The 21,634-nt window shown below is 70.5% G+C and carries 16 protein-coding genes; 7 read left to right on the forward strand and 9 right to left on the reverse strand.

The annotated features are described in order from the left end of the window. Positions 1-16 precede the first annotated feature (16 nt). Together ACVTJA_RS02555 and ACVTJA_RS02560 are read left to right on the forward strand one after the other, a co-directional pair. Positions 17-1,324, forward strand: coding sequence for an AAA family ATPase (locus ACVTJA_RS02555; protein ID WP_465833484.1), 1,308 nt, complete (start codon positions 17-19; stop codon positions 1,322-1,324). Beyond that, positions 1,290-1,958 carry a hypothetical protein gene (locus tag ACVTJA_RS02560; protein WP_465833485.1) on the forward strand — a complete coding sequence of 223 codons (669 nt, stop codon included), beginning with the start codon at positions 1,290-1,292 and terminating at the stop codon, positions 1,956-1,958. The genes ACVTJA_RS02555 and ACVTJA_RS02560 overlap by 35 nt, the downstream gene beginning before the upstream one ends. Before the next feature lie 31 nt (positions 1,959-1,989). On the opposite strand, the gene ACVTJA_RS02565 is transcribed toward ACVTJA_RS02560, so the two are convergent. Continuing rightward, positions 1,990-2,634 (reverse strand): LuxR C-terminal-related transcriptional regulator, encoded by a 645-nt coding sequence (locus ACVTJA_RS02565; RefSeq protein ID WP_465833487.1) that lies wholly within the window; start codon positions 2,632-2,634, stop codon positions 1,990-1,992. 129 nt (positions 2,635-2,763) lie between these two features. Between ACVTJA_RS02565 and ACVTJA_RS02570 the strand changes: the two genes are divergently transcribed. Then, positions 2,764-3,945, forward strand: a complete 1,182-nt coding sequence (locus tag ACVTJA_RS02570; protein WP_465833489.1) for a S41 family peptidase — start codon at positions 2,764-2,766, stop codon at positions 3,943-3,945. Position 3,946: 1 nt separating this feature from the next. Here ACVTJA_RS02570 and ACVTJA_RS02575 read toward each other — a convergent pair whose 3' ends face one another. Beyond that, entirely contained in the window at positions 3,947-4,318 is a 372-nt protein-coding gene (locus ACVTJA_RS02575; RefSeq protein WP_465833490.1) for a hypothetical protein, read from the reverse strand. Positions 4,319-4,376: 58 nt separating this feature from the next. On the opposite strand from ACVTJA_RS02575, the gene ACVTJA_RS02580 reads away from it, so the two are divergent. Continuing rightward, positions 4,377-4,853 (forward strand): GNAT family N-acetyltransferase, encoded by a 477-nt coding sequence (locus ACVTJA_RS02580; RefSeq protein WP_465833492.1) that lies wholly within the window; start codon positions 4,377-4,379, stop codon positions 4,851-4,853. A 12-nt stretch (positions 4,854-4,865) separates the two neighbouring features. On the opposite strand, the gene ACVTJA_RS02585 is transcribed toward ACVTJA_RS02580, so the two are convergent. Next, complete coding sequence (locus ACVTJA_RS02585; RefSeq protein WP_465833494.1) at positions 4,866-5,255, reverse strand: hypothetical protein; 390 nt, start codon at positions 5,253-5,255, stop codon at positions 4,866-4,868. Between the two features lie 84 nt (positions 5,256-5,339). Then, on the reverse strand, positions 5,340-5,786 hold the full coding sequence (locus ACVTJA_RS02590) for a DoxX family protein (protein ID WP_465833496.1): 447 nt from the start codon (positions 5,784-5,786) through the stop codon (positions 5,340-5,342). A gap of 97 nt (positions 5,787-5,883) precedes the next feature. Between ACVTJA_RS02590 and ACVTJA_RS02595 the strand changes: the two genes are divergently transcribed. Continuing rightward, entirely contained in the window at positions 5,884-6,798 is a 915-nt protein-coding gene (locus ACVTJA_RS02595; RefSeq protein ID WP_465833498.1) for a LysR family transcriptional regulator, read from the forward strand. 27 nt (positions 6,799-6,825) lie between these two features. On the opposite strand, the gene ACVTJA_RS02600 is transcribed toward ACVTJA_RS02595, so the two are convergent. Both ACVTJA_RS02600 and ACVTJA_RS02605 read right to left on the reverse strand, forming a co-directional pair. Beyond that, positions 6,826-13,533: an ELWxxDGT repeat protein gene (locus ACVTJA_RS02600; RefSeq protein ID WP_465833499.1), complete on the reverse strand. Its 6,708-nt coding sequence runs from the start codon at positions 13,531-13,533 to the stop codon at positions 6,826-6,828. Positions 13,534-13,687: 154 nt separating this feature from the next. Beyond that, positions 13,688-14,767 carry a dipeptide epimerase gene (locus ACVTJA_RS02605; protein WP_465833501.1) on the reverse strand — a complete coding sequence of 360 codons (1,080 nt, stop codon included), beginning with the start codon at positions 14,765-14,767 and terminating at the stop codon, positions 13,688-13,690. Between the two features lie 350 nt (positions 14,768-15,117). Here ACVTJA_RS02605 and ACVTJA_RS02610 point away from each other — a divergent pair, with 350 nt between their 5' ends. Then, positions 15,118-17,121, forward strand: a complete 2,004-nt coding sequence (locus tag ACVTJA_RS02610; protein WP_465833503.1) for a hybrid sensor histidine kinase/response regulator — start codon at positions 15,118-15,120, stop codon at positions 17,119-17,121. Here ACVTJA_RS02610 and ACVTJA_RS02615 read toward each other — a convergent pair whose 3' ends face one another. The 3 genes from ACVTJA_RS02615 to ACVTJA_RS02625 all read right to left on the reverse strand — a co-directional run bounded on the left by ACVTJA_RS02615 (position 17,122) and on the right by ACVTJA_RS02625 (position 20,049). Then, a complete protein-coding gene (locus ACVTJA_RS02615) occupies positions 17,122-17,808 on the reverse strand; it encodes a suppressor of fused domain protein (RefSeq protein WP_465833505.1) in 687 nt (228 codons plus the stop codon). A 103-nt stretch (positions 17,809-17,911) separates the two neighbouring features. Continuing rightward, positions 17,912-19,111 (reverse strand): GNAT family N-acetyltransferase, encoded by a 1,200-nt coding sequence (locus ACVTJA_RS02620; protein ID WP_465833507.1) that lies wholly within the window; start codon positions 19,109-19,111, stop codon positions 17,912-17,914. Positions 19,112-19,254: 143 nt separating this feature from the next. Then, a complete protein-coding gene (locus ACVTJA_RS02625; RefSeq protein WP_465840757.1) occupies positions 19,255-20,049 on the reverse strand; it encodes an acyl-CoA desaturase in 795 nt (264 codons plus the stop codon). A gap of 187 nt (positions 20,050-20,236) precedes the next feature. Between ACVTJA_RS02625 and bioA the strand changes: the two genes are divergently transcribed. After that, entirely contained in the window at positions 20,237-21,568 is a 1,332-nt protein-coding gene (gene bioA / locus ACVTJA_RS02630) for an adenosylmethionine--8-amino-7-oxononanoate transaminase (protein WP_465833509.1), read from the forward strand. Positions 21,569-21,634 lie beyond the last annotated feature (66 nt).

Below are 21,634 nucleotides of genomic sequence, written 5' to 3' on the forward strand. Positions count from 1 at the left end.
GGACTAAGTGTCGCGCATGCTCCGAGAGCTCGGGCTCCAAGGAGTGGGCCCCTCCCCCCAGCTCCACGTCACGTTCGCTCCGCGGTTGAACGTCCTGACGGGCGACAACGGCCTCGGGAAGAGCTTCCTCCTGGATGTGACCTGGTGGTGTCTGACGGGGACCTGGCCCGGGATGCCGGCATGGCCTCGCCGGGGAACCCGTCGCCGGGAGATTGAGTGGACCGTCATCGGCAAGAGCGGCCGCGCCGCGGCGAAGGAGAGCCGCTTCGATGCGTCCCGCCAGCTCTGGCCATGGCCCGCCGGGCGACCGAACATGCCGGGCCTGACGGTGTATGCCCGCGTCGACGGAAGCTTCTCGGTCTGGGACCCTGCGAGGAACTACTGGCACCGGCAGTCGAAGAGCGAGCCCGAGGCTCCGCGCCGCCCGGATGCCTTCCACTTCGCGCCGGATGAGCTCTGGGAGGGGCTCCAGTACGAGGGGAAGACGGTCTGTAACGGCCTCATCCGCGACTGGGTGAGCTGGCAGCTCCAGGATGATGGGGCTCCCGGCTCCGCCTTCCAGATGCTGAAGCGCGCACTGGCGCAGCTCTCTCCGCGTCATGAGCCCATCCGCCCCGGCAGGCCCATGCGCCTGTCGGTCGAGGACGTGCGGGACTACCCGACCATCGACATGCCCTACGGGAACATCCCCGTCGTGCATGCCTCGGCGGGGATGAAGCGCATCCTGGGGCTGGCCTATCTCATCGTCTGGACGTGGCACGAGCACGTGCAGGCCTCCGAAATCCTCGGGCAGCCCCGGGACTCGCGCTTCGTGCTGCTCGTGGACGAGGTGGAGACGCACCTGCACCCGCTGTGGCAGCGCCGCATCGTCCGCTCGCTCATCGAGGTCATCGACGGGCTGGCCCCCGAGACTTCCGTCCAGGCGTTGCTGACGACGCACTCGCCCCTGGTGCTCGCGTCGCTGGAGCCGTTCTTCGACGAGGCGCGGGATGCGCTCTTCCTCTTCGAGCTTCAGGCGGAGGCCGTGCGTCTGCGGCAGTTGCCCTGGGCGAAGCAGGGAGACGCGAACGATTGGCTGACGTCGGAGGTCTTCGGCCTGGAGCAGCCGCGCTCCCTGGAGGCGGAGAAGGCCGTGGAGGCCGCCGAGGCCTTCATGCGGGGCGATTCACAGGCGCTGCCCGAGGGGCTGGCCACGATGGATGCCATCGACGCCGAGCTGCGACGGCTGCTGCCGGAGCAGGACCCGTTCTGGCCGAGGTGGGTCGTCACACGGGAAGGGGGAGGTCGTCGTGGTCCGCTGCATTCCCGCCGGCGAGCCCGCTGACTTCGATGCGCAGGTGCGCCGGCCCGGGGCGAGGTGGCTGCGTGACCACCCGCGCCACCCGGGACGGCCTCCCGCGTTGTGGCGCGCCTTCAACGCGGAGCTCGCGGAGGCCTTCGCGCAGCGCTGTGCGTATACGGCCATGTTCCTCGGCGCGCCGGGCACCGCGGACCACTTCGTCTCGCTCGATGAGGACCGCGGGCTTGCCTATGAGTGGAGCAACCTCCGCTATTCGGCGGGGTGGCTGAACAGCCGCAAGCAGGGACTGAAGTCATCGCAGCTGCTGGACCCGTTCGAGGTGCGTGAGGGGTGGTTCGAGCTGCTCCTGCCCTCGCTCCAGCTCCAGGTGTCGAGCCGGTGTCCGCCCCAGCATCGCAAGCGCGCGGAGGACACGCTGCGGTTGCTCGGGCTGGACCATGATGAGCGCGTCGTTCGCTACCGGCGGCAGTGGCTCCAGGAGTACGAAGAGGGAGAGATATCCCTGCGCTATCTGGAGGCGAAGGCGCCGCTCATCGCTCAGGCCGTTCGGCGCTGGGAGGAAGAGACGGGGCGTCCGTGGCCCACGGTGAAACGCGCGCGCTCGAAGACGTCGAAGCGTGGGGGCTCTGCGCGGACGCGCCGGAGAGCGAAGCGGTAGCGCTTCGGGGCGAGTCGCTACCGGTTTTTGCTTACAGGGTGACCAGGCCCATGCGCGCGGCGCGGACGACGGCCTCGGTGCGGCGCTGCACGCCGAGCTTGGCGAGCACCGCGTTGACGTGGAACTTGGCCGTGTGCTCGCTGATGGAGAGCCGGTCCGCGATGGCCTTGTTGGACAGCCCTTCCGCCAGCAGCGCGAGCACCTCGCGCTCGCGTGGTGTGAGGGAGTCAGGACCCGGTGTGGCGGTGGCGGCGTTGGTGGCCCGAGGGGCGGCGCGGACCTCGGCGAGCGCCGGGTCGAACACGGTGAGGCCCCGGGCCACGGCGAGCAGCGCGGCCACGAGGGGCGCGGGCGCCACGTCCCGGAAGAGCAGCCCCTTGGCCCCGGCCGTCAGCGCGACCTCTCCCGCGGCCTCGTCCGCCACCAGGGCGAGCACGGGAGCGCCGAGGTCGGGGACTTCGACGCGCGTGTCGTTCTCCGGGAGGCGCAGGCCCGTGTCCCAGAGCACCACGTCGGGCGCGTCACCGGAGGCGGACTCCAGCTCCGTCTGGGTGCCCGAGGCCACCAGGAGCAGCTCGCCTCCCTGGTCGCCCAGCGCGCGGGAGAGCGCACCCCGGGCGAGCGGGTCCTCGGCGACGAGGGCGAGGCGTAAGGGGGCGGTGGGGACGTCCAGCACGGGAGTTCTTCCTTAACCAGCGCCATGCATCTCCGCTCGTGCGGCCCGCGGGCGCTGATAGCCTCCTGACGTCACGGGCGGCTCGCGCCGCTTCGCATGAAGAAGTGTGAAGGAAGGAGGAGGCACGGCATGGGGGCTCCACGCACGATGTCCGGAATCCGCCGGGCGGCCTTGGTGGCCTGCTCACTTCTCGCCACGGCGGCCCTCGCTGGCTCCGGGCCGTACGTGAAGCCCGGGGACGAGGTGGTGGGCTTCGTCCGCACCCGCTTCTTCGACGCGAAGAAGGCCGAGGCCTGGGTCGCGAAGCACCAGGGCTACGGCGCCGCAGCCACCAATGAAGACGACTTCGTCCGGCGCACCAACGAGGCCCTCGCCGAGCTGGGCGCCTCGCACAGCGTGCTCTACGCGAAGGGCAGCGCGGGCCACACCGCCCTGGCCGCCATCTTCGCGCACATCCTCAAGCTGCCCCGCGTCGAATACACCAGCATCGGCGCCGACCTCGTGGAGCGGCCCGACGGCGTCTTCGTCCGCCACGTCTTCGCCGGAGGCCCCGCCGCCCGCGCCGGTCTGCTTCGCGGCGACAGGCTCCTCTCCGGCGCTTCCTTCGAGGGCCGCGCTGGCAAGCCCACCCGCATCTCCGTGGAGCGCACCCGCGGCGCCGCGCCCCTCTCGCTCACCGTCACCCCACGCAAGGTGAACCCCAAGGCCGAGTGGCTGGAGGTGCAGCGCGGCAGCTCGCGCATCGTCGAGCGCAATGGCCAGCACGTGGCGTACCAGCACCTCTTCTCGTGCGCCGGGCCCGAGCATCAGGACGTGCTCCAGGACGCGATGCTGTCCAGCTTCACGAGCGCCGACGCCCTGGTCATCGACTTCCGCGACGGTTGGGGCGGCTGCAATCCCGACTTCCTCAACCTCTTCAACCCGCTGGTGCCCCTCTTCACCGACATCAACCGCGAGGGCCGGCGCAACACCCGCTCCTCCACGTGGCGCAAGCCGGTGGTGCTGCTCGTCAACGGCAACTCGCGCAGCGGGAAGGAGATGGTCGCCTTCGCCTTCAAGAAGCACAAACGCGGCACGCTCGTGGGGCAGCGCACCGCGGGCGCCGTGCTCGCGGGCGCGCCGCTGCTCCTGTCCAATGGAGACCTGCTCTACCTCGCCGTCCTGGACGTGGAGGTGGAGGGTGTGCGCCTGGAGGGCACCGGCGTCGACGTGGATGTGGAGGTGCCGGACACGCTGCCGTACTCGCAGGGGAGGGACGCGCAGCTCGACAAGGCGCTCGACGTGGCGGCTGCCGCCGTGGGACGCCGCTGACTCACGCGCCGCCGCGTGCCCGCCACATCCACAGCAGGCCGGCGACGAGCAGCACCACGCCGCCCAGCATCGCCCATCCGATGATGGAACACCCGGGCGACGCCTTCGAGACGATGGGCAGCTTCTGCGTCTTCAGTTCCTCCAGCAGCTCGGCGAGCTTCGCGGAGTCGAAGTCCACGCCCTGGCCGGAGCGGATTCGCTGCCCCATCGCCTCCAGCTCGCCTCCCGGGAAGTAGCGGTCGGAAAGCAGGAGGCTCTTCGCCTGCAATTCCTTGTCGGTACCGTGCGCGGCGGGGTCGAGCCCACAGCGCGCGCACGGCGTGAAGGCTCCCACCTTCGACTCACCGCAGCGGACACAGACAGCCAGGGTCATGCCCGCAGCGTACTTCGGCTGCCGGTCCGAGCGGGAGGCCCGTGGTATCAAGGCCGTCATGACCGACCTCGTGCTGCGGGACATGACCGAGTCCGACCTGCCCGTCTTCTTCGAGCATCAGCTCGATGCGGATGCACGCCACATGGCCGCCTTCACGTCGAAGGACCCGGCGGACCGCGCGGCCTTCCAGGCACACTGGGCGCGCAACCTCAGGAACACGGGCAACCTCAACAAGACCGTCGTCGTGGACGGCCAGGTGGCGGGCCACGTCTCGAGCTTCGAGATGGAAGGCCAACGCGAGGTCACCTACTGGCTGGGCCGGAGCTACTGGGGGCGGGGGCTCGCCACCCGGGCGCTCTCCGCGTTCCTCTCGCACGAGAAGGTGCGCCCGCTGCACGCGCGGGCCGCGAAGGACAACGTCGCATCCCTACGGGTGCTGCAGAAGTGCGGGTTCGTCGTCACCGGGGAGGACGTGGGCTTCGCCAACGCGCGTGGAGCGGAGACCGCGGAGTTCCTCCTCATCCTGCGCTCATGACGCGAGGTGTGCTCACGCGTCCGGGTTCTCCTTACGACGCGCGAGCAAGGTGCGCACCCCGTGGAGCAGCACGGGCAGCACGAGCAGCACTGCGCCGCCCACGAGCGCCCCCAGACTCCGGCCCACGGGGACTCCCAACTGGAGCTCCCCTACCGTCCAGCCCAGCAGTGCTCCGAATCCCCCGAGGAGGACGAAGACACACCCGACCATCTCGTCCGTCTGGCTCACCACCCACGCGATTCCCACGCCCACCACGAGGGCCACCGCGGCTCCCACCGCCGCGGGCACCGGGCCCGCGTCCAGCAAGGCCAGTACGTTGGGCAGGGACAGCGCCGTCCAGAAGGCGAGGAAGATGGTGCGCCCTCGCAGGCCATGGCCACCGAAGCGCGTGGGTTCGCTCATGGGGCGCGGACGTCCGGAGGGTGGCGCATCCGACAAGCCTGACCGATTTCATCGGCCCGGTGGAAGCGCCCCCTGGTCCGTGACTCAGCGCGCCGCCACCGGCTGTCCGGCGGGGGCAGTCTCGGTCGAGGCGGCGGGCTCCACGCGGGCGCGCAGCATCGGCGCGAAGGCCGCGCGGTAGCTCCACGCGAGGTACAGCTCCAGCGCGAGCAGGACGATGGGCATCCCGTACGACGGCGCGAGCAGGAAGTGGAAGCCCGCGATGTTGATGATGATGGGCGCGAGCACCGTCAGCGCCAGCGGGACGAACCGGTTCGTCAGCAGCGCGAGCCCGGCGGCAATCTCGAGGGTCTTGATGAGCGGGAAGACGAAGCCGCTCGCCATGAGCCCTTCGATGAAGGGGGCTGCCTCCTTGGGGTGCGCGGGCGGCGGCGGCAGGAAGTTCAGGAAGAAGTTGAGGCCGAAAACGAAGAACACCAGGCCGAGCAGCGTGCGAGCGACGCGCGGGCCCCACTTGGAAACGAGAGACATCGGGGGACGCTCCTATGAAGTTCTCGCAGCCAAGCTAACGGCCTGCCCCCAGCGGCACTAGTACGCCAGCCGACAACGTATTATTGCTCCAGGAGCAATGGACCTGAACCGCGTCGCCACCTTCCTCCGCGTCGTCGAGGCCGGCTCCTTCACCGCCGCCGCGACGCGCCTCCAACTCCCCACCTCCTCGGTGAGCCGCAGCGTGGCGAAGCTGGAGGAGGACCTCGGAATCGTCCTGCTGGAGCGCACGACGCGGAAGATTGCCCTCACCGACGCCGGCCGCGCGTACTACGAGCGGGCTCGCGAGGCGGTGGCCGGGCTGGACGAGGCCACCCTGCTGGCGGGCGAGGCCGCGCGGGAGCCGAGCGGCGTGGTGCGCATCGCCACGCCGCCCGAGGTGGGAGGCAAGCTCGCCGTCCTGCTGGGCGAGTTCGTCCGCCAGCACCCGAGGATTCACGTCGACGTCATCACCACGGCGCGCGGAGCGGAGCTCGTCGGAGGTCAGGTGGACGTCGCCATCGTCGCCGGCCCGTTGCAGGACTCGGACCTCATCGTGAAGAAGCTCGGGGTGAGCGTGCACCGGCTGTATGCGTCCGCCGCGTACCTGGAGCGGCGCGGGGTGCCGCGCACGGTGGCCGACCTGGCCCGTCACGACGCGGTGCTGTACCGGGGCAATGCCGGCCATGCGACGTGGGAGCTCACCGGCCCGCGCGGCACCGAGAGCGTCAAGGTCCAGGGACCGCTGAGCGGTGACAGCGTGCAGTTCGTCTTCGAGGCGGTGGCGGGTGGACACGGCATCGGCCTGCTGCCCGAGCAGCTCCTCTCGTGCATCTCCGCGTCGAGCACGCCCATTCAGAACGTGCTCCCGAAGTACACGGCGACGGGCGCATTGCAGTCGCTCGTGCATGCGTCCCGGCACCTGCCGAAGCGGGTGATGCTGCTGCGCGACTTCCTGGGCCAGCACCTCGTGTCCTGCGAGCGGGCGTTCGACCGGCTCCTCAGGCCCGCGTGACGCCGTGGCCCGGTGTGCCCGGGCCCTTCAACGCACGAGCGAGCGGGAGCGCCGCTGGAGCCAGACGGCGCCGCCCAGCAGCAGCCACAGGCTGCCTCCGGCACCTCCCGAGCTGCCCGCGTCGCAGGCGCAGCCGACCGCTTCCTCCGGAGCCGGCACGGAGATGGGCCGTCGCACCGTCACCTGGAAGGTGCACTCGGAGGTCAGTCCGGCTGCGTCCCTCGCTGTCACAGTCACGGGCGTGGTGCCTCGTGGGAAGACGCTGCCCGAGGCGTGGCTGTAGGTCAGCTCGGGCGACGTCGTCACCGCGTCGCTCGCCGTGGCGGTGAAGGTGACGGCGGTGCCCTCCTCGTTTTCGGTGTTGGTCGTCAGGTCGGCGGGGCAGGTGAGGGCGGGAGGCGTGGTGTCCCGCACGGTGACGGAGAAGGTGCAGGAGGCAGAGTTGTCCGCCTCGTCTTGCGCCGTCACCGTGACGGTCGTCGTCCCGAGCGGGAAGCGGCTGCCCGGAGCGTGGCTGGACGTCACCTGCGGATTGCGGGTGACGGTGTCCAGGGGGCTCGCGAGCTCGAAGGGGACGGAGGCGCCGTCGGCACCTTCGGCTTCCACCGAGAGGTCCGCCGTGCAGCCCACCATGGGCGGCGTGGTGTCGCGCACGGTCAAGGTGAAGTGGCACGTCGACTCGTTGCCTGCTGCGTCTCGCGCCGTGATGGTGACGTCCGTGGCGCCAAGCGGGAACGCCGTGCCCGAGGCGTGGCTGTAGCTCAGCGTCACGGGAGTGCTGGCCGTATCGGAAGCCGTCGCGGGCGCGTAGGTGACGGAGGCACCGGAGGCGCTGGTCGCCTCGGCGGTGACGTTGGCGGGGCACGTCACGGCCGGAGCGGTGACATCGCGAACCGTGACGTCGAAGGAGCACGAGGCGGTGTTGCCGGCGGCGTCCTTCGCCGTGACGGTGACGGCGGTGGTGCTGATGGGGAACAGCGTCTCGGAAACCTGGCTGTAGCTGAGCGAAGGCGACGTGGAGACGACATCCGAAGCCGTCGCGGGCGCGTAGCTCACGATGGCACCCGAGGCACTGGTGGCCTCGGCGGCGACATCCATGGGGCAGGTCAGCGTGGGCGCGGTGGTGTCCCGGACAGTGACTTCGAACGCGCACGAAGAGGCGTTGCCCGCCGCATCCGTCGCGGTGACGGTGACTGTCGTCACTCCGAGGGAGAACGTCGTCCCGGAAGCATGGTTGTACGTGAGCACGGGCGACGAGGTGACGGCATCGGAGGCCGTGGCCGCCGCGTAGCTCACCATGGCGCCCGAGGCGCTGGTGGCTTCGGCGGTGAGGTCCGCAGGGCAGCTCACAGTGGGCTTCGTTTCATCCCGGACGGTGACCGCGAACTCGCAAGAGGTGGAGTTCCCCGCGGCGTCCGTCGCGGTGACGTTGACCACCGTCGTCCCGAGCGGGAACAGCGTGCCTGAGGTGTGGCTGTAGCTCAGTGCCACGGGCGGGCTGGCCACATCGGAGGCGGTGGCGGACGGATAGTCGACGATGGCACCGGAGGCGCTGGTCGCCTCGGCGGAGATGCTCGCGGGGCATGTCACGGTCGGACCGGTGGCATCGCGCACGGTGACGTTGAAGGAGCACGAAGCGGCGTTGCCGGCCGCATCTGTCGCGGTGACGGTGACGGCCGTCGTGCCCAGGGCAAAGCGCGTTCCCGAGGCGTGGCTGTAGCTGAGCGTGGGCGAGGCCGTCACGGTGTCCGTGGCGGTCGCGGGCGCATAGCTCACGTCGGCGCCCGAGGTGCTGGTGGCCTCCGCGACGACGTCCACGGGACAGACCAGCGATGGCGCGGTGGTGTCCACGACGGTGATGTCGAAGTCGCACGAGGCGGAATTGCCCGTCGCGTCCGTCGCGGTGACGGTGACCCTCGTCGTGCCCAGGGGGAACACCGTGCCGGAGCCCTGGCTGTAGCCCAGCGTCACGGGAAGGCTGACCGCATCGGAAGCCGTGGCGGGCGGGTAGCTCACGGTGGCGCCCGAGGCGTCCGTGGCCTCGACGAGGACGCTCGCGGGACACGTCAGCTCCGGCTTCGTGGTGTCGCGCACGGTGACGTTGAAGGAGCACGAGGCGGCATTACCGGCCGCATCCGTCGCGGTGACGTTGACGGCCGTGGTGCCTGGCGGGAAGAGCGTCCCGGATGCCTGGCTGTATCCGGGAACGAGCGAGGCCGTCACGGCGTCCGAGGCCGTGGCGGGCGGGTAGCTCACGGTGGCGCCCGAGGCATCCGTGGCCTCCGCCGTGATGTCCGCGGGGCAGCTCAGCAGCGGCGCGGTGGTGTCCACGACGGTGACGTTGAAGGAGCACGAGGCGGCGTTGCCGGCCGCATCTGTCGCGGTGACGGTGACAACCGTCGTCCCCAGGGAGAACCCTGTTCCGGAGTCCTGGCTGTAGCTCAGGACGGGCGAGGCCGTGACGGTGTCCGAAGCGGTGGCGGGCGCATAGCTGACGTCGGCGCCGGAGGCACGCGTCGCCTCGGTGATGACATTCGCGGGGCAGCTCAGCGTGGGCGCGGTGGTGTCGCGCACGGTGATGTTGAAGGAACACGAGGCGGAGTTGGAGGCCCCGTCCATCACGCGGACCGTGACGGGCGTCATCCCCAGGGGAAATACCGTCCCGGAGTCACGGCTGTACGTGAACACGGGCGAAGTCGTCACTGCATCGGACGCCGTCGCCGCCGGGTAGCTCACGGTGGCTCCCGAGGCCTCCGTGGCCTCCACCACGACGTCCGCGGGGCAGCTCACGACGGGAGCCGTGGTGTCCTGGACGGTGACGCTGAACGTGCACGGGGCGGCGTTGCCGGCCGCGTCCCTCGCGGTGACGGTGACCGAGGTCTTCCCCAGGGGAAAGAGCGTTCCGGAAGCACGGCTGTACGTCAGCGTCGGCGAGGCCGTCACGGCATCGGTCGCGGTGGCCGGTGGGTAGGCGACGGTGGCCCCCGAGGCGCTCGTGGCCTCGGCGGTGACGTTCGCGGGGCAGGTCACCGAGGGGGCGGTGGTGTCCCGGACGGTGACGTAGAAGGTGCAGGTGGCGGAGTTGCCGGCCGCGTCCCTCGCCGAGGCGAAGACCAGCGTGTTCCCCAGCTTGAACAGCGTCCCCGAAGCCTGGCTGTAGCTGAGCTCTGGCGAGGCGGTGACGTTGTCGACAGCCGTGGCCGGCGGGTAGCTCACGATGGCCCCCGAGGCACCCGTGGCCTCGGCGACGACTGCCTTGGGGCACGTCACCGTCGGTTTCTGGGTGTCACGGACCGTCACGAAGAAGGTGCACGACGACTTATTCCCCACGGCGTCCGTAGCCGTCGCGACGACGGCCGTACTCCCGAGCTTGAAGGTCGTCCCGGAGGCCTGGCTGTAGCTCACCGTCGCGGGAGGGCTGACCGCGTCGGAGGCCGTGGCGGGCGGATAGCTGACGGGAGCTCCCGAGGCATCGATGGCCTCGGCGGTGATGCTCGAGGGACACGTCATCGTGGGCCCCTTGGTGTCCCGGACGGTGACGTTGAACGTGCACGACGCGGTGTAGCCACCCGCGTCCTTCGCAGTGGCGGTGACCTGCGTCACGCCCATGGGGAGCAGCGTCCCCGGAGCCGGGCTGTAGGTGACCTGGGTCGCGCTGGCGTCGGAGACGGTGATGGCCGGGTAGCTGGCCGGGCCTCCAGAGGCACTGGTGGCCTCCACGAAGGCACTCGCGGGACACGTCACCGAGGGCGCGGTGGTGTCCACGACGGTGACGTTGAAGGCGCACGAGGCCGTGTTGCCATACGCATCCGTCGCCGTGGCGGTGACGCTCGTGGTCCCGAAGGGGAACACCGTCTCGGAGGCCGGGCTGAAGGTGATGGACGGCCTGCCGGGCCGGTCATCCGTGGTGCTCGGAGGCGGCAGGCTCACCCGCGCGCCCGCGCTGTTCTGCGCCTCCGCAGTCAGCGACGCCGGGCAGGTGATGGTGGGCGGCGTCGTGTCCGCGGGGACGGTCAGCTTCACGCGCCACAGCTCGAAGCCGGTGGTGCCGTCGTTCGCCACGAAGAAGATGTCGTCCCCCTGCCGCGTGAACAGGCGCGGGTTGGAGGAGGCGGACCCGGGGGCGAGGTCCCCGAGCGGACGGGTCCCCGCCTCGGTGCCGTCCGAAATCCACGGCTCCAGGCCGGACACGCCATCCGAGGCGGCGAACACCACCAGCCCTTCCGGTTTCAGCACCAGCATCGGCTGGACGGCCATGCCGCCCACGGCGCCGGGGGCGAGGTCCTTCACGCGCACGGTGCCCTCGGTCGTGCCATCGCTGCGCCACAATTCGGTGCCGCCCTCCGGGTCGGTCGCCTGGAACAGCAGGACCCGGTTGACCTCCACGAGGTTGCGCGGGTCGAGGCCCTTCCCTCCGGAAAGCTGCTTCACCGGCACGGTGCCATCCCACGTCCCATTGCTGCGCCAGAGGTCGCGCTGGATGCTGCCGTCCTGGGCCGCGCTGAAGTACAGCAGGCCATCGAGCAGCGCGAAGTCGTCCGGCTGACCGCTCGCCAGCGGCCCGCCGATGTCCCTGACGAGCCAGGTCCCGGCCTCGGTGCCATCGCTCCTCCACAGCTCCGTGTCACCGCCGTAATAGGGCGAGCCGGAGAAGTAGAAGAAGTCGGGTGTGACGGCGACATCCTTGTCGAGGTAGGGCGAGACGTTTCTTACGGAGACCGTCCCGGCCATCGTGCCATCACTCTTCCAGAGCGCGTCGTTGTAGACGTAGGCACTGAAGTAGACGTGGTTCTTGAACCCGACGAAGCCCTTGCGGGCATAGGTGTTGTAGGAGCCGCTGTCCGAGAGGTTCTTGAGAAGACGGGTCCCTGCCTCGGTGCCGTCCGAAATCCACACGAGGTGGTCGTTGTCACTGCTCCCGATGAAGTAGAGCTTGTTCCCGACGACCTGCAGGCCGGTCGGACCGTTATAGGTATAGGGGCCGGGGCTGAGGTCCTTGAGGAGCCGCGTCCCCGCGACGGTGCCGTCGCTCGTCCACAGCTCCCTGCCGTGGTTGTTGTCATCGGCGTCGAACACGACGGAGCCATTCAGCGGCAGGAGCTGCCGGGGACTGGAGCCCCAGTTGCCGGGGTAGACGTCCTTGAGGAGTCGCGGGCCCGAGGAGTCGCTCACCCAGGGCTCACGGCCGAAGCCCTGCACGTCCGCGGTGAAGTACAGCGCGTCGTTGACCGTGGCGAGCAGCTGCGGGTCCGCGTCGGCCGTGGCGATGAGGATGTCCTTCACCAGGGACGCGTTGGCCTCCGAGCCGCCGGTCCACCACAGCTCCCGGCCCACGGTGCTGTCTTCGACGGAGAAGAAGAGGTGGCTGCCGGCGGCGGTCAGCGACTCGGGCGTGATGTTGCTCGTTCCCTCCCCGATGGGCTTCACCTTCACGGTGCCGGCGCTCGTGCCGTCCGTCTTCCAGAGACGCCGGCCGGACCATCCATCGTCCGCGGTGAAGTAGAGCAGGCCGCCCACGCCGGTCAGCAGCTGGGGCGTGGAGTCATTCGGGCCGAAGCGGATGTCGGCGACACGCTGCAGGCCTCCCTTCTCGGTGTCCAGTCTCCACAGCTCGTAGCCCGTGTCGGGTTCGTCGGCGCGGAAGTAGAGAATGGGGCCGACGGCGACGAGCTCCTCGGGCCAGCTGCTGGCCGAGCCGGGCGCGATGTCCGCGACCAGCGAGGCCGTCGTTCCGTCGGTCCTCCACACCTCGTAGCCGTAGAGCGAGCCGTAATACCGGCCCGCCGAGACGAAGTAGAGCGTGTCGCCCACCGGCGTGAGCCACTTGATGGCCATGCCGTCGTACGGGTCGCCGGGCGTCGGGTCATAGGCGAGCCGCGTTCCGGCCGGCGTGCCGTCGCTGGTCCAGATGGAGACGCGGGCCGAGGGTTCGAAGCCGACGAAGAAGACCCGGTCGCCCACGGCGACGAGCTGGCTGACGAAGCCGTCCGTGCCGCCCGGGGCGATATCCTTGACGAGCACGGTGCCTGCGGTGGTGCCGTCGCTGCGCCACAGCTCGCGGCCGGTGCCCGGTCCGTAGGCGGTGAAGAAGAGCTGGTTTCCCGCGACGGTGAGGTCCTGGGCACTGCCGCCGAAGTCGCTCGAGCTGGTGTCCTTGACGAGCACGGTGCCCGTGGAGGTGCCGTCCGTCCGCCACAGGTTGCCGCTCGCGGAGAAGTACAGGAGGCCGTTGAAGACCTTCAGGTAGCCGGGAGCCATGGCATTGGTGCCGGGGATGATGTCCTTGACGAGCACGGTGCCCGCGGAGGTGCCGTCCGTCCGCCACAGCTCGCGCCCGATGCTCCCCGTGTCGGCGACGAAGTAGACCTGCCCTCCCATGACGGTGAGGTCGCTGGGGTTGGAGCTCTCGGCACCCGGCCGGAGGTCCGCCACGAGCCGGGTGCCGGCGGGCGTGCCGTCGCTCGTCCAGAGCTCGCGCCCGCTGCTGGCCTCCTGCGCGGAGAAGAAGACCGTGTTGCCCACCGCCACGAAGCCCGATGGCGCGCTGCCGGTGTTGGCGGGCCGCTGCGTCGTCAGGTCCGCGACGAGCGTGGGCCCCGTGACTTCGAGCGCGGCGGAGGACGTGGCGCGCGGGTCGCCGGACTTCGGAGCCACGGACTCCGTGCATCCACCCACCACCGCCAGCGCGAAGGCGAGCCAGAGCAGCGGCCGCCGGAAGTTCCCCAGGTATTCCATGTCCCCCTCGGACAAAGGCCGCGAGGGTGATGGCCCGCGCGATTCGCGGCAGGGACTCTATCCCGTGTCGCTTCCTGACGCGTCACTCCGGCCACCGAGCGGCCGGCCGTGCGGGGAGGGTGCGCTGCCCGTCCGGGTATGGCGTCACCCGCCCTCAGGCCAGCGTGACACCGTGGCCTGGCGCGTCCGCGTCCAGCTCCAGCTTCGCGCCGTCGTAGCGCGCGCCGCCCTGGAACGGGTGGCTCGCGATGAACAGCGGCGTGTCCAGGTCCGCGTAGGTGAAGCCGCCCAGGCCCGCGGCGAGGTGCGCGGAGGCCGTCATGGCCAGCACGCTCTCCACCATGCCGCCCACCATCAATTCCATCCCCGCCGCGCGCGCGAGGCTCCACATCGTCAGCGCCTCCACCACGCCGCACTTCATCGTCTTGATGTTGATGCCGTGCGCGGCGCCCTCGCGGATGAGCCGCAGCACGTCCTTCGCCGAGCGCGCCGACTCGTCCGCGCACACGCGCACCTTCGAGCGCTTCGACACCTCCGCCATGCCTGCGAAGTCCGACGCGGCCACCGGCTGCTCGAAGAGGGACAGCGGCACGTCCGCGCGCTCCAGTTCCTTCAGGAAGGCCAGCGCCTCGCCCACGTCGTAGCCGCCATTCGCATCGGCGAAGAGCCGGGCGTGCGGGGCCACCTCGTGGATGGCCACCATGCGCGCCGCGTCCTCGTCCGGAGACAGCGCCCCCACCTTCACCTTCAGCGTGGAGATGCCGCGCGCGAGGATGGCCTTCGCGGACTCGCGCGCGTGCGGCACGTCTCCCGCCGTCACCGTCATGTCGATTTCCAGCGCCGTCCCCGCGCCGCCGAGCAGCACGTACAGCGGCACGCGGTGGTGACGTGCCAGTGCGTCCAGCAGCGCCATCTCCACGCCGGCCCGAGCCGCGGGCGCCAGCGCGAGTGAGTCTCCCAGCCACTCCGACACCGGCCGCCATGCGCGCACGTCCCTGCCCAGCAGTCCCGCGCGCACCGTCTCCAGCGCGGCCAGCGTGCTGCCCTGCGTCTCGCCGCTGACGGCGGTGAAGGGCGCGGCCTCGCCCAGGCCCACGGTGCCGTCCGCCAGCGTCAGGCGCACCAGCACGTTCTCCGCGGCGTGCTGCGCCCCGGTGGCGATGGCGAAGGGCTCGGTGAGGGGCAGGTGCAGCGGCTCGAAGGCGACGGCGGTGATGAGGGTGGGCGTCTTCATGTCGGAGGTCGCACCCTAGTCCGCCCTCCACGAGTGCGGGGCCTCGAGCGTGCGCGGATGTCTCCGCCCGACACACCGCGTCCCGCTCCGGACGGTGAAGGCTCCACGGAGGGACGGCTACCCGTGTGAGGCGACCTCGGAGGTCATCCGCTCCTGCTGGATTCAGGAGTTTCAGTCGTTTCTCGCACCAGCAGTGTTGTCGTCACACCGCAAGCATCTCCGTGGCCGCTTGAGAAAGCCGTCCGTTCATGGCGACATACGGGGAACCCCTGCTGTTTCTGGACGTCGTGGCCTCCGGGCGCGCGTAGGTCGGGAGTGGGCGGCGCATGTCGGAGACAGACACATCCCCGATGACTCACTCTCCAGGCGCGGACATGCTGCTGTCGGCGCTGGAGGAGGCGGAGCGCGACCAGCCCGAGGGCTGCATGGTGCTGCGCGCCGTGCGCGACGGCTCGGGCGCCATCGCCGACTTCGAGTGGCTGTGGGCCAACCCCGCCGCGGCGCGCGCGCTGGGCCGTTCTCCGGAGGCGCTGCGCGGGCGCCGGCTGCGAGAGGTGTCCGCGGATGACGGCCTCGGCGGCCGGGTGGATGTGCTGCGCGACGTGGTGGAGACGGGCCGGCCCGCCGCGGACAGCTTCCCGGAGGGCGAGGCGTGGCTCCAGGGCACCGCCGTGCCGCTGCGCGACGGCGTGCTCCTGCGCCTGCGCGACGTCACCAGCGCCCTGCGCGTGGAAGAGGGCGTGCGCGACACGCTGGCCTGGGTGCGCGACGTGCTCGAGGGCACGCCGGACGCCTTCTTCACCGTGGACGCGGACTGGCGCGTCACCTACGTGAATCACGAGGCCGCCGCCATCAGCGGCCGCACGCCGGACCAGCTCTTCCGCCGCGTGTTGTGGGAGGCGTGCCCGGAGCTGCTCGGCACCCGGATGGAGCGCGAGCTGCGCCGCGTGGCCACCGACGGCGCGGCCACCTCGTTCGAGGTGCGCATCTCTCCCGGCCGCTGGCACGAGATACACGCGTGGTGCTCCAACGGAAACCTGTCCGTCTTCGGCACTGACATCACCAGCAAGAAGCACCTGGAGGCCGAGCGCGACATGCTGCTCGCCCGCGAGCACTCGGGCCGCCTGGAGGCCGAGGCGCTCGTCCAGAAGCGCACCGAGGAGCTGGTGGCCGCGCGTGAGCGGCTCGTGCGCACGGAGAAGCTGGCCATGGCCGGTCAGCTCGCGGCGGGCGTCAGCCACGAAATCAACAACCCGCTCTCCTACGTCACCGGCAACATCCAGTTCGCGGTGGAGCAGCTCGAGCTGCTCGCCCAGAGCCCCGGCGACACCGAGGCGCTGAGCGAGGCGCTGGACGCGCTGCGCGAGGCCCGGGAGGGCGCGGAGCGCATCCGCGTCACCGTGCGTGACTTGCAGACCTTCGCCCGCGCGGACGAGCCGCACCTGTCGCCGGTGGACGTGCACGCGGCGCTGGAGTTCGGCCTGTCCATGGCCATGCCGCACCTGCGCTACCGGGCGCAGGTGGAGCGGCACTACGCCACCGTGCCCACCGTCATGGCGCACGAGGCGCGGCTGGGGCAGGTCTTCCTCCAACTGCTCGTCAACGCCGCGCACGCCATTCCGGAGGGAGACGCCGAGCACCACCGCGTCATCCTCACCTCGCGCGTCGAGGATTCATGGGTGGTGGTGGAGGTGACGGACAGCGGCCACGGCATGTCGCCCGAGGTGTTGGAGCGCGTCTTCGAGCCGTTCTTCACCACGCGCCCCGTGGGCGCCGGCACCGGGCTGGGACTGTCCACCTCGCTGGGACTGGTGCGCAGCATGCGCGGAGAGCTGTCGGCCACGAGCACGCCCGGCGGCGGCAGCACCTTCCGCGTGCGCCTGCCCACCACCTCCGCGGACGTGCAGCCCATCATCCCGGAACCCGCTCCGGAGGGAGGCGGCGAGCCCCGCCGGGTGCTGGTGGTGGATGACGAGCCGCAGGTGGCCGCCGTGCTGCGCCGTGTGCTCGGCAGCCGTCACGAGGTGGTGCTGGTGCACAGTGGCCGCGAGGCGCTGGAGCTGCTGGCGCACGACGAGGCCTTCGACCTCATCTTCTGCGACTTGATGATGGGTGAGCTGACGGGGATGGACCTGTACGCGGAGCTGGGCCGCCGCCAGCCGGAGCTGCTGTCGCGCTTCGTCTTCATGACGGGCGGTGGCTTCACCGAGCGCGCCCGTTCCTTCCTCCAGACGGTGCCGCTGCCGCGCATCGAGAAGCCCTTCGAGCCGGGCACCCTGCGCGCGCTGGTTGAAGGCGCGCCGCCGCGCGCCGGGCTCGGAAGCCCGGAGGCGCGCGGGGCGGAAGGAAAGTGACTACAGCTTCACTTCGTCGCGGTCCGGCACGGTGATGTAGCCGCTGCCGGCCGCCACCAGCTTCGCCATCAGCTTGTCCATGCCGTTGGAGCGGGCGAAGGCCATCTCGTTCTTCGTGGCGCCCACCAGCGTAATCAGCTGCACCTTGCCGCTGGGCAGCACGAAGTGGTCCGGCCGGGACGGGTCCCTCACGAAGACGAAGCCGGACAGCTTGGAGTCACCGCCGTCCAGCGTGCCCTCCACCGGGTAGCGGTGGCCCATGGCGAAGGCGCGCATGCACACGAGGTTGTAGGCCATCATGTCCAGCAGCCGGAAGACGGGCCACTTCGCCTCTTCGGGCGTGTGGATGACCATCTCGTAGCCAATCCCGCTGGGCGCGTCGTCGGGGAACTCCTCGCCGGGCGCGACAGTGAAGGGGTTGGACAGGCCGCTGGTGACATAGGTCCAGTACGGGTAGTCCGCGCTCGGCGGTGCCACGCGCACGCCCATGGGGCCCCAGTTCGGGTCCGGCTCCTGGACCTGCGCCAGCTCGCTCTCTATCCACGCCTGGATGGCGTCCGTCTGGTCGAGCGTGAAGACGCCTTCGTCGATGGCGCCGAACATCTTGGGGTACTCGACCTCATCCCGGTCCGCCCAGCAGTCCTCGTACCACTGGATGAAGTCCTCGTCCGTCTCCGGAGCTTTCATAACGGGGACACTCTACGGGCTCGCCCCGGTTTCACAACTTTGACAAGCAGGGGGCTGCTTCGGGCTGACAATCGGGGGGCCCTCCGGTGCCCGGAAGTACGGCTCAGGTGCCGGTGGCTCCCCCGGCGGCGGGGCTGCCGGCCAGGGGCCAGGGCTTGAGGCCGCAAATCTTCTCCGCCTCCTCCACGGCCGGAGCCAGCCGCATGTGCTCGCGTGCGAGGAAGTGGCGGACGGCGGCGTCCAGGCGCTTGTCGAAAATCAGGTGCGCGCTGTGGACGGCGGTGGGCTCGAAGCCGCGGGAGACCTTGTGCTCGCCGCCCGCGCCGGGCTCGAAGACCTTGCGGCCGGCGCGGATGCACTCCTCTACGGAGTGGTAGAGGCAGACGTGGAAGTGGAGGAAGGGGTGCTCCTCGAAGGCGCCCCAGTAGCGGCCGTAGAGCCGCTCGCGGGTGGCGAGGTTGAAGGCCCCGGCGATGACCTTCTGGCCCTTCACGGCCTCCACCATCTCCACGGTGTCGGGGAGGTTCTTGAAGACGCGGGAGAAGAAGCCCGGGGTGAGCTGAATCTGGCCCCAGGCGTGGCGCTCGCAGGTGGAGGTGTAGAAGCCGTAGGCGCGCTTCGCGTGGGCCTGGGTGAGCTCCTCGCCGCGCACGGTGCGCAGGTGGATGCCCTGGGTGGCGGCGGCGCCGCGCTCGCGCTTGAGCTGGTTGCGGCGCTTGGAGTCGAAGCGGGCCAGGTAGTCGTCGTAGCTGCTGTAGCCCGGGTTCTTCCAGTGGAACTGGAGGGTGATGCGGCGGGCCAGCCCTTCGCCCTCGAGGAAGTCCGCCTCTTCGGCCGTGGGGTAGAGGATGTGGACGGAGGAGCAGCCGGACTCGCGGGCGCTCTCGGCGGCGGCGGTGAGGAGGGCTCGGCGCAGGGCGGGCACGTCCTCGCCGGGGGCGATGAGGAGGCGCGGCACGGTGGCGGGGGAGAGGGGGCCGCCGACGATGAGCTTGGGGTAGTACTCCACGCCGAGGCGGGCGGCGGCGTCGGCCCAGCCGAAGTCGTAGATGTACTCGCCCATGCTGTGGAACTTGCGGTACGCGGGCGCGGCGGCGACGAGCTTCGGGCCACGCCACAGCGTCAGGTGGTGCGGCGCCCAGCCGGTCTCCTCGGTGGCGCTGCCACTCTCCTCCATGGCCGCGAGCCATGCGTGGCGCACGAAGGGCGGCGCATCGGGGGCGAGGAGCGCGTCCCACGCGGCGGCCGGGACGTCTGTCACTGCTTCGAGGATGCGGAGGCGGAGCGAAGTGTCAGCGGGCACGAGGGCTCATTTAACGCGGCCCTCGCGCGGCTGCCGCTGGCTGATCGCCCGTTCCGGTGCCGGGCGGGCGGCGGAAGCCCGCGCGCCTGGCCAGCATGCCGGGAGGCGCGAGCCCGGGAAGGGGGGCGTTGGCCCCCAATGCGTCAGGCGGCCTGGGCGCTCGCGGCCTCGCGGGCGGCCTCGCGCGGCTCCGGCCAGACGGCGCGCTGCGGGGTGGCGATGCGGATGATGCCCAGCTTCGCCATGACCCGCATCACCTGCCACGTGGGGTCCACCTCGAACTTGCGGGCCGCGAAGTTCGGGCTGCTGCCGTACTTGTGGTGGTTGTTCTGGAACAGTTCACCCATGCAGAGGAGCTCGACGGGCAGCGTGTTGCGCGACTTGTCGCTGCTGTTGAAGTTCCGGTAGCCGTACTTGTGCCCGCACCAGTTCACGATGGCGCCGTGCACCGGCCCCATCATGAAGTGGATGGGCAGCAGCAGGAACTGCCAGGGAGACGTCGCGAAGGCCACGTAGAAGGCCGTGTACAGGGCCACCCAGCCCAGCGTCGCCAGCCACGAGGTGCGCAGCGTGTCGTCCACCAGCGGCCACTCGGGGTAGCCACCCAGGAAGCGCGCCTCGGGCTGGCCGCGGCCGGCGACGTAGTCCTCGTAGCGCTTCTTCGTGTGCCACATCATCCGGAACACGTCCTTGAAGAAGTGCGGCGAGTGCGGGTCCTTCTCCGTGTCGGAGAACGCGTGGTGCTCGCGGTGCAGCACGGCGTACGCGCGAGGCGACAGGTACGAGGAGCCCTGCACCAGGTACGTGAGCAGATGCATCACCCGCTCCGTGCGCGGCCCCATGGTGTACATGCGGTGCGCGGCGTAACGGTGCTGGAAGAAGCTCTGGAAGAACACACAGAGCAGCCAGTGCGAAACGAAGAAGGTGAGGACGACCATGATGTGGCTAGAAACACCCCCCATGTCATGGCAGCGTCATGAGGGCTGACATGGCGGCGCTCGGCTAGCAGTCAGGCGTGTCGGGACTTCAGCCAGCCATCAGTAGAACGCGGCCACGCCCCGCATGACGCGCGAGGCCGTGGCCCCGGCTCCGGTACGAGGAGCCCCAAACATCTGGAGCGAGCGCATGGAGCGGACGGACATCATCCGGCGGGACAAGGGCCATGTGTGGCACCCGTACACCGCCATGGAGACGTACATCGCGGAGACGGACCCCCTCGTCGTCGCCCGTTCGGAGGGGCCGTACTTCTGGGACGTGGACGGGAAGCGCTTCCTCGACGCGAATGGCTCGTGGTGGGTGTCCACGCTGGGGCACAGGCATCCGCGCCTCGTGCGCGCCCTCGTCGAGCAGGCGGGCCGGCTTCCGCACGTATCGCTGGCCGGCGTCACGCATGAGCCGGCGGCGATGCTCGCGGCGGAGCTGGCCGCGATTGCTCCGGGCTCGGACAGGGCTTCGCTGCCCGCGGGCGAGCGGCTGAACCGCGTCTTCTTCTCGGACAACGGCAGCACGGCGGTGGAGGTGGCCATCAAGATGGCGGCGCAGTACTGGGCGCAGAACGGGCGCCCGCGCCGCTCGCGCTTCATCACCCTGTCCGAGGCCTTCCACGGCGAGACGATTGGCGCCACCAGCGTGGGCGGCGTGCCGCTGTTCCGGGAGATTTTCGGCCCGCTGCTGTTCGACGTGGTGCACGCGCCGTCTCCGGCGGAGGAGGGCGGCTGGGAGCGCGCCTTCGAGCAGGTGCAGGCCACGCTGCGCGCGCATCCGGACGAGATTGCCGGCGTCATCCTGGAGCCCGTGCTGCAGGGCGCGGCGGGCATGTTGATGTACTCGCCGGACTTCGTGCGCGCGGTGCGCGAGGCCACCCGCGCGGTGGACACCTTCCTCATCGCCGACGAGGTCTTCACCGGCATGGGTCGCACCGGCGCGCGCTTCGCGGTGGACCTGGCCGGCGTGGTGCCGGATTTGCTGTGCCTGGCGAAGGCGCTGTCCGGAGGACTGCTGCCCTTCGCCGCGACGCTCGCGTCCGAGCGCCTCTTCTCCGGGTTCCTCGGCGCGCCTCAGCGGGCGCTGTACTACGGGCACTCGTACTGCGGGAATCCGCTGGGCGCGGCGGTGGCTCGCGAGGTGCTGGCCGTGTATCGCGATGAGGACGTGCTCGGGCAGGTGGCTCGCAAGGCGCCGCGCATCCGGGCCGCGTTCGAGCGGATGGCGCAGACGATTCCGGGCCTCGTGCGCCCGCGCGCCATCGGCATGGTGGGCGCTGTGGACCTCGGTGGCGGGGGCTACCTCGCGCGCGGCGGCTGGCGCGTGTACGAGGCGGCCCGGCGGCGCGGGCTGTACCTGCGGCCGCTCGGGGACACCGTGTACATCGCTCCCGCGCTCAACATCCCGGATGACGTGCTGGACGAGCTGCTCGCGGGCGTGGAGGCGTCGCTGCGCGAGGTGGCGGGCGGCTGAGGCGGGACATGTCACCGCGCCGGCACTCGTGCCCACGTGACGACTCACGCCGGGCCGGACGCGTGT

It is taken from the genome of Pyxidicoccus sp. M6 (genome assembly GCF_055568925.1).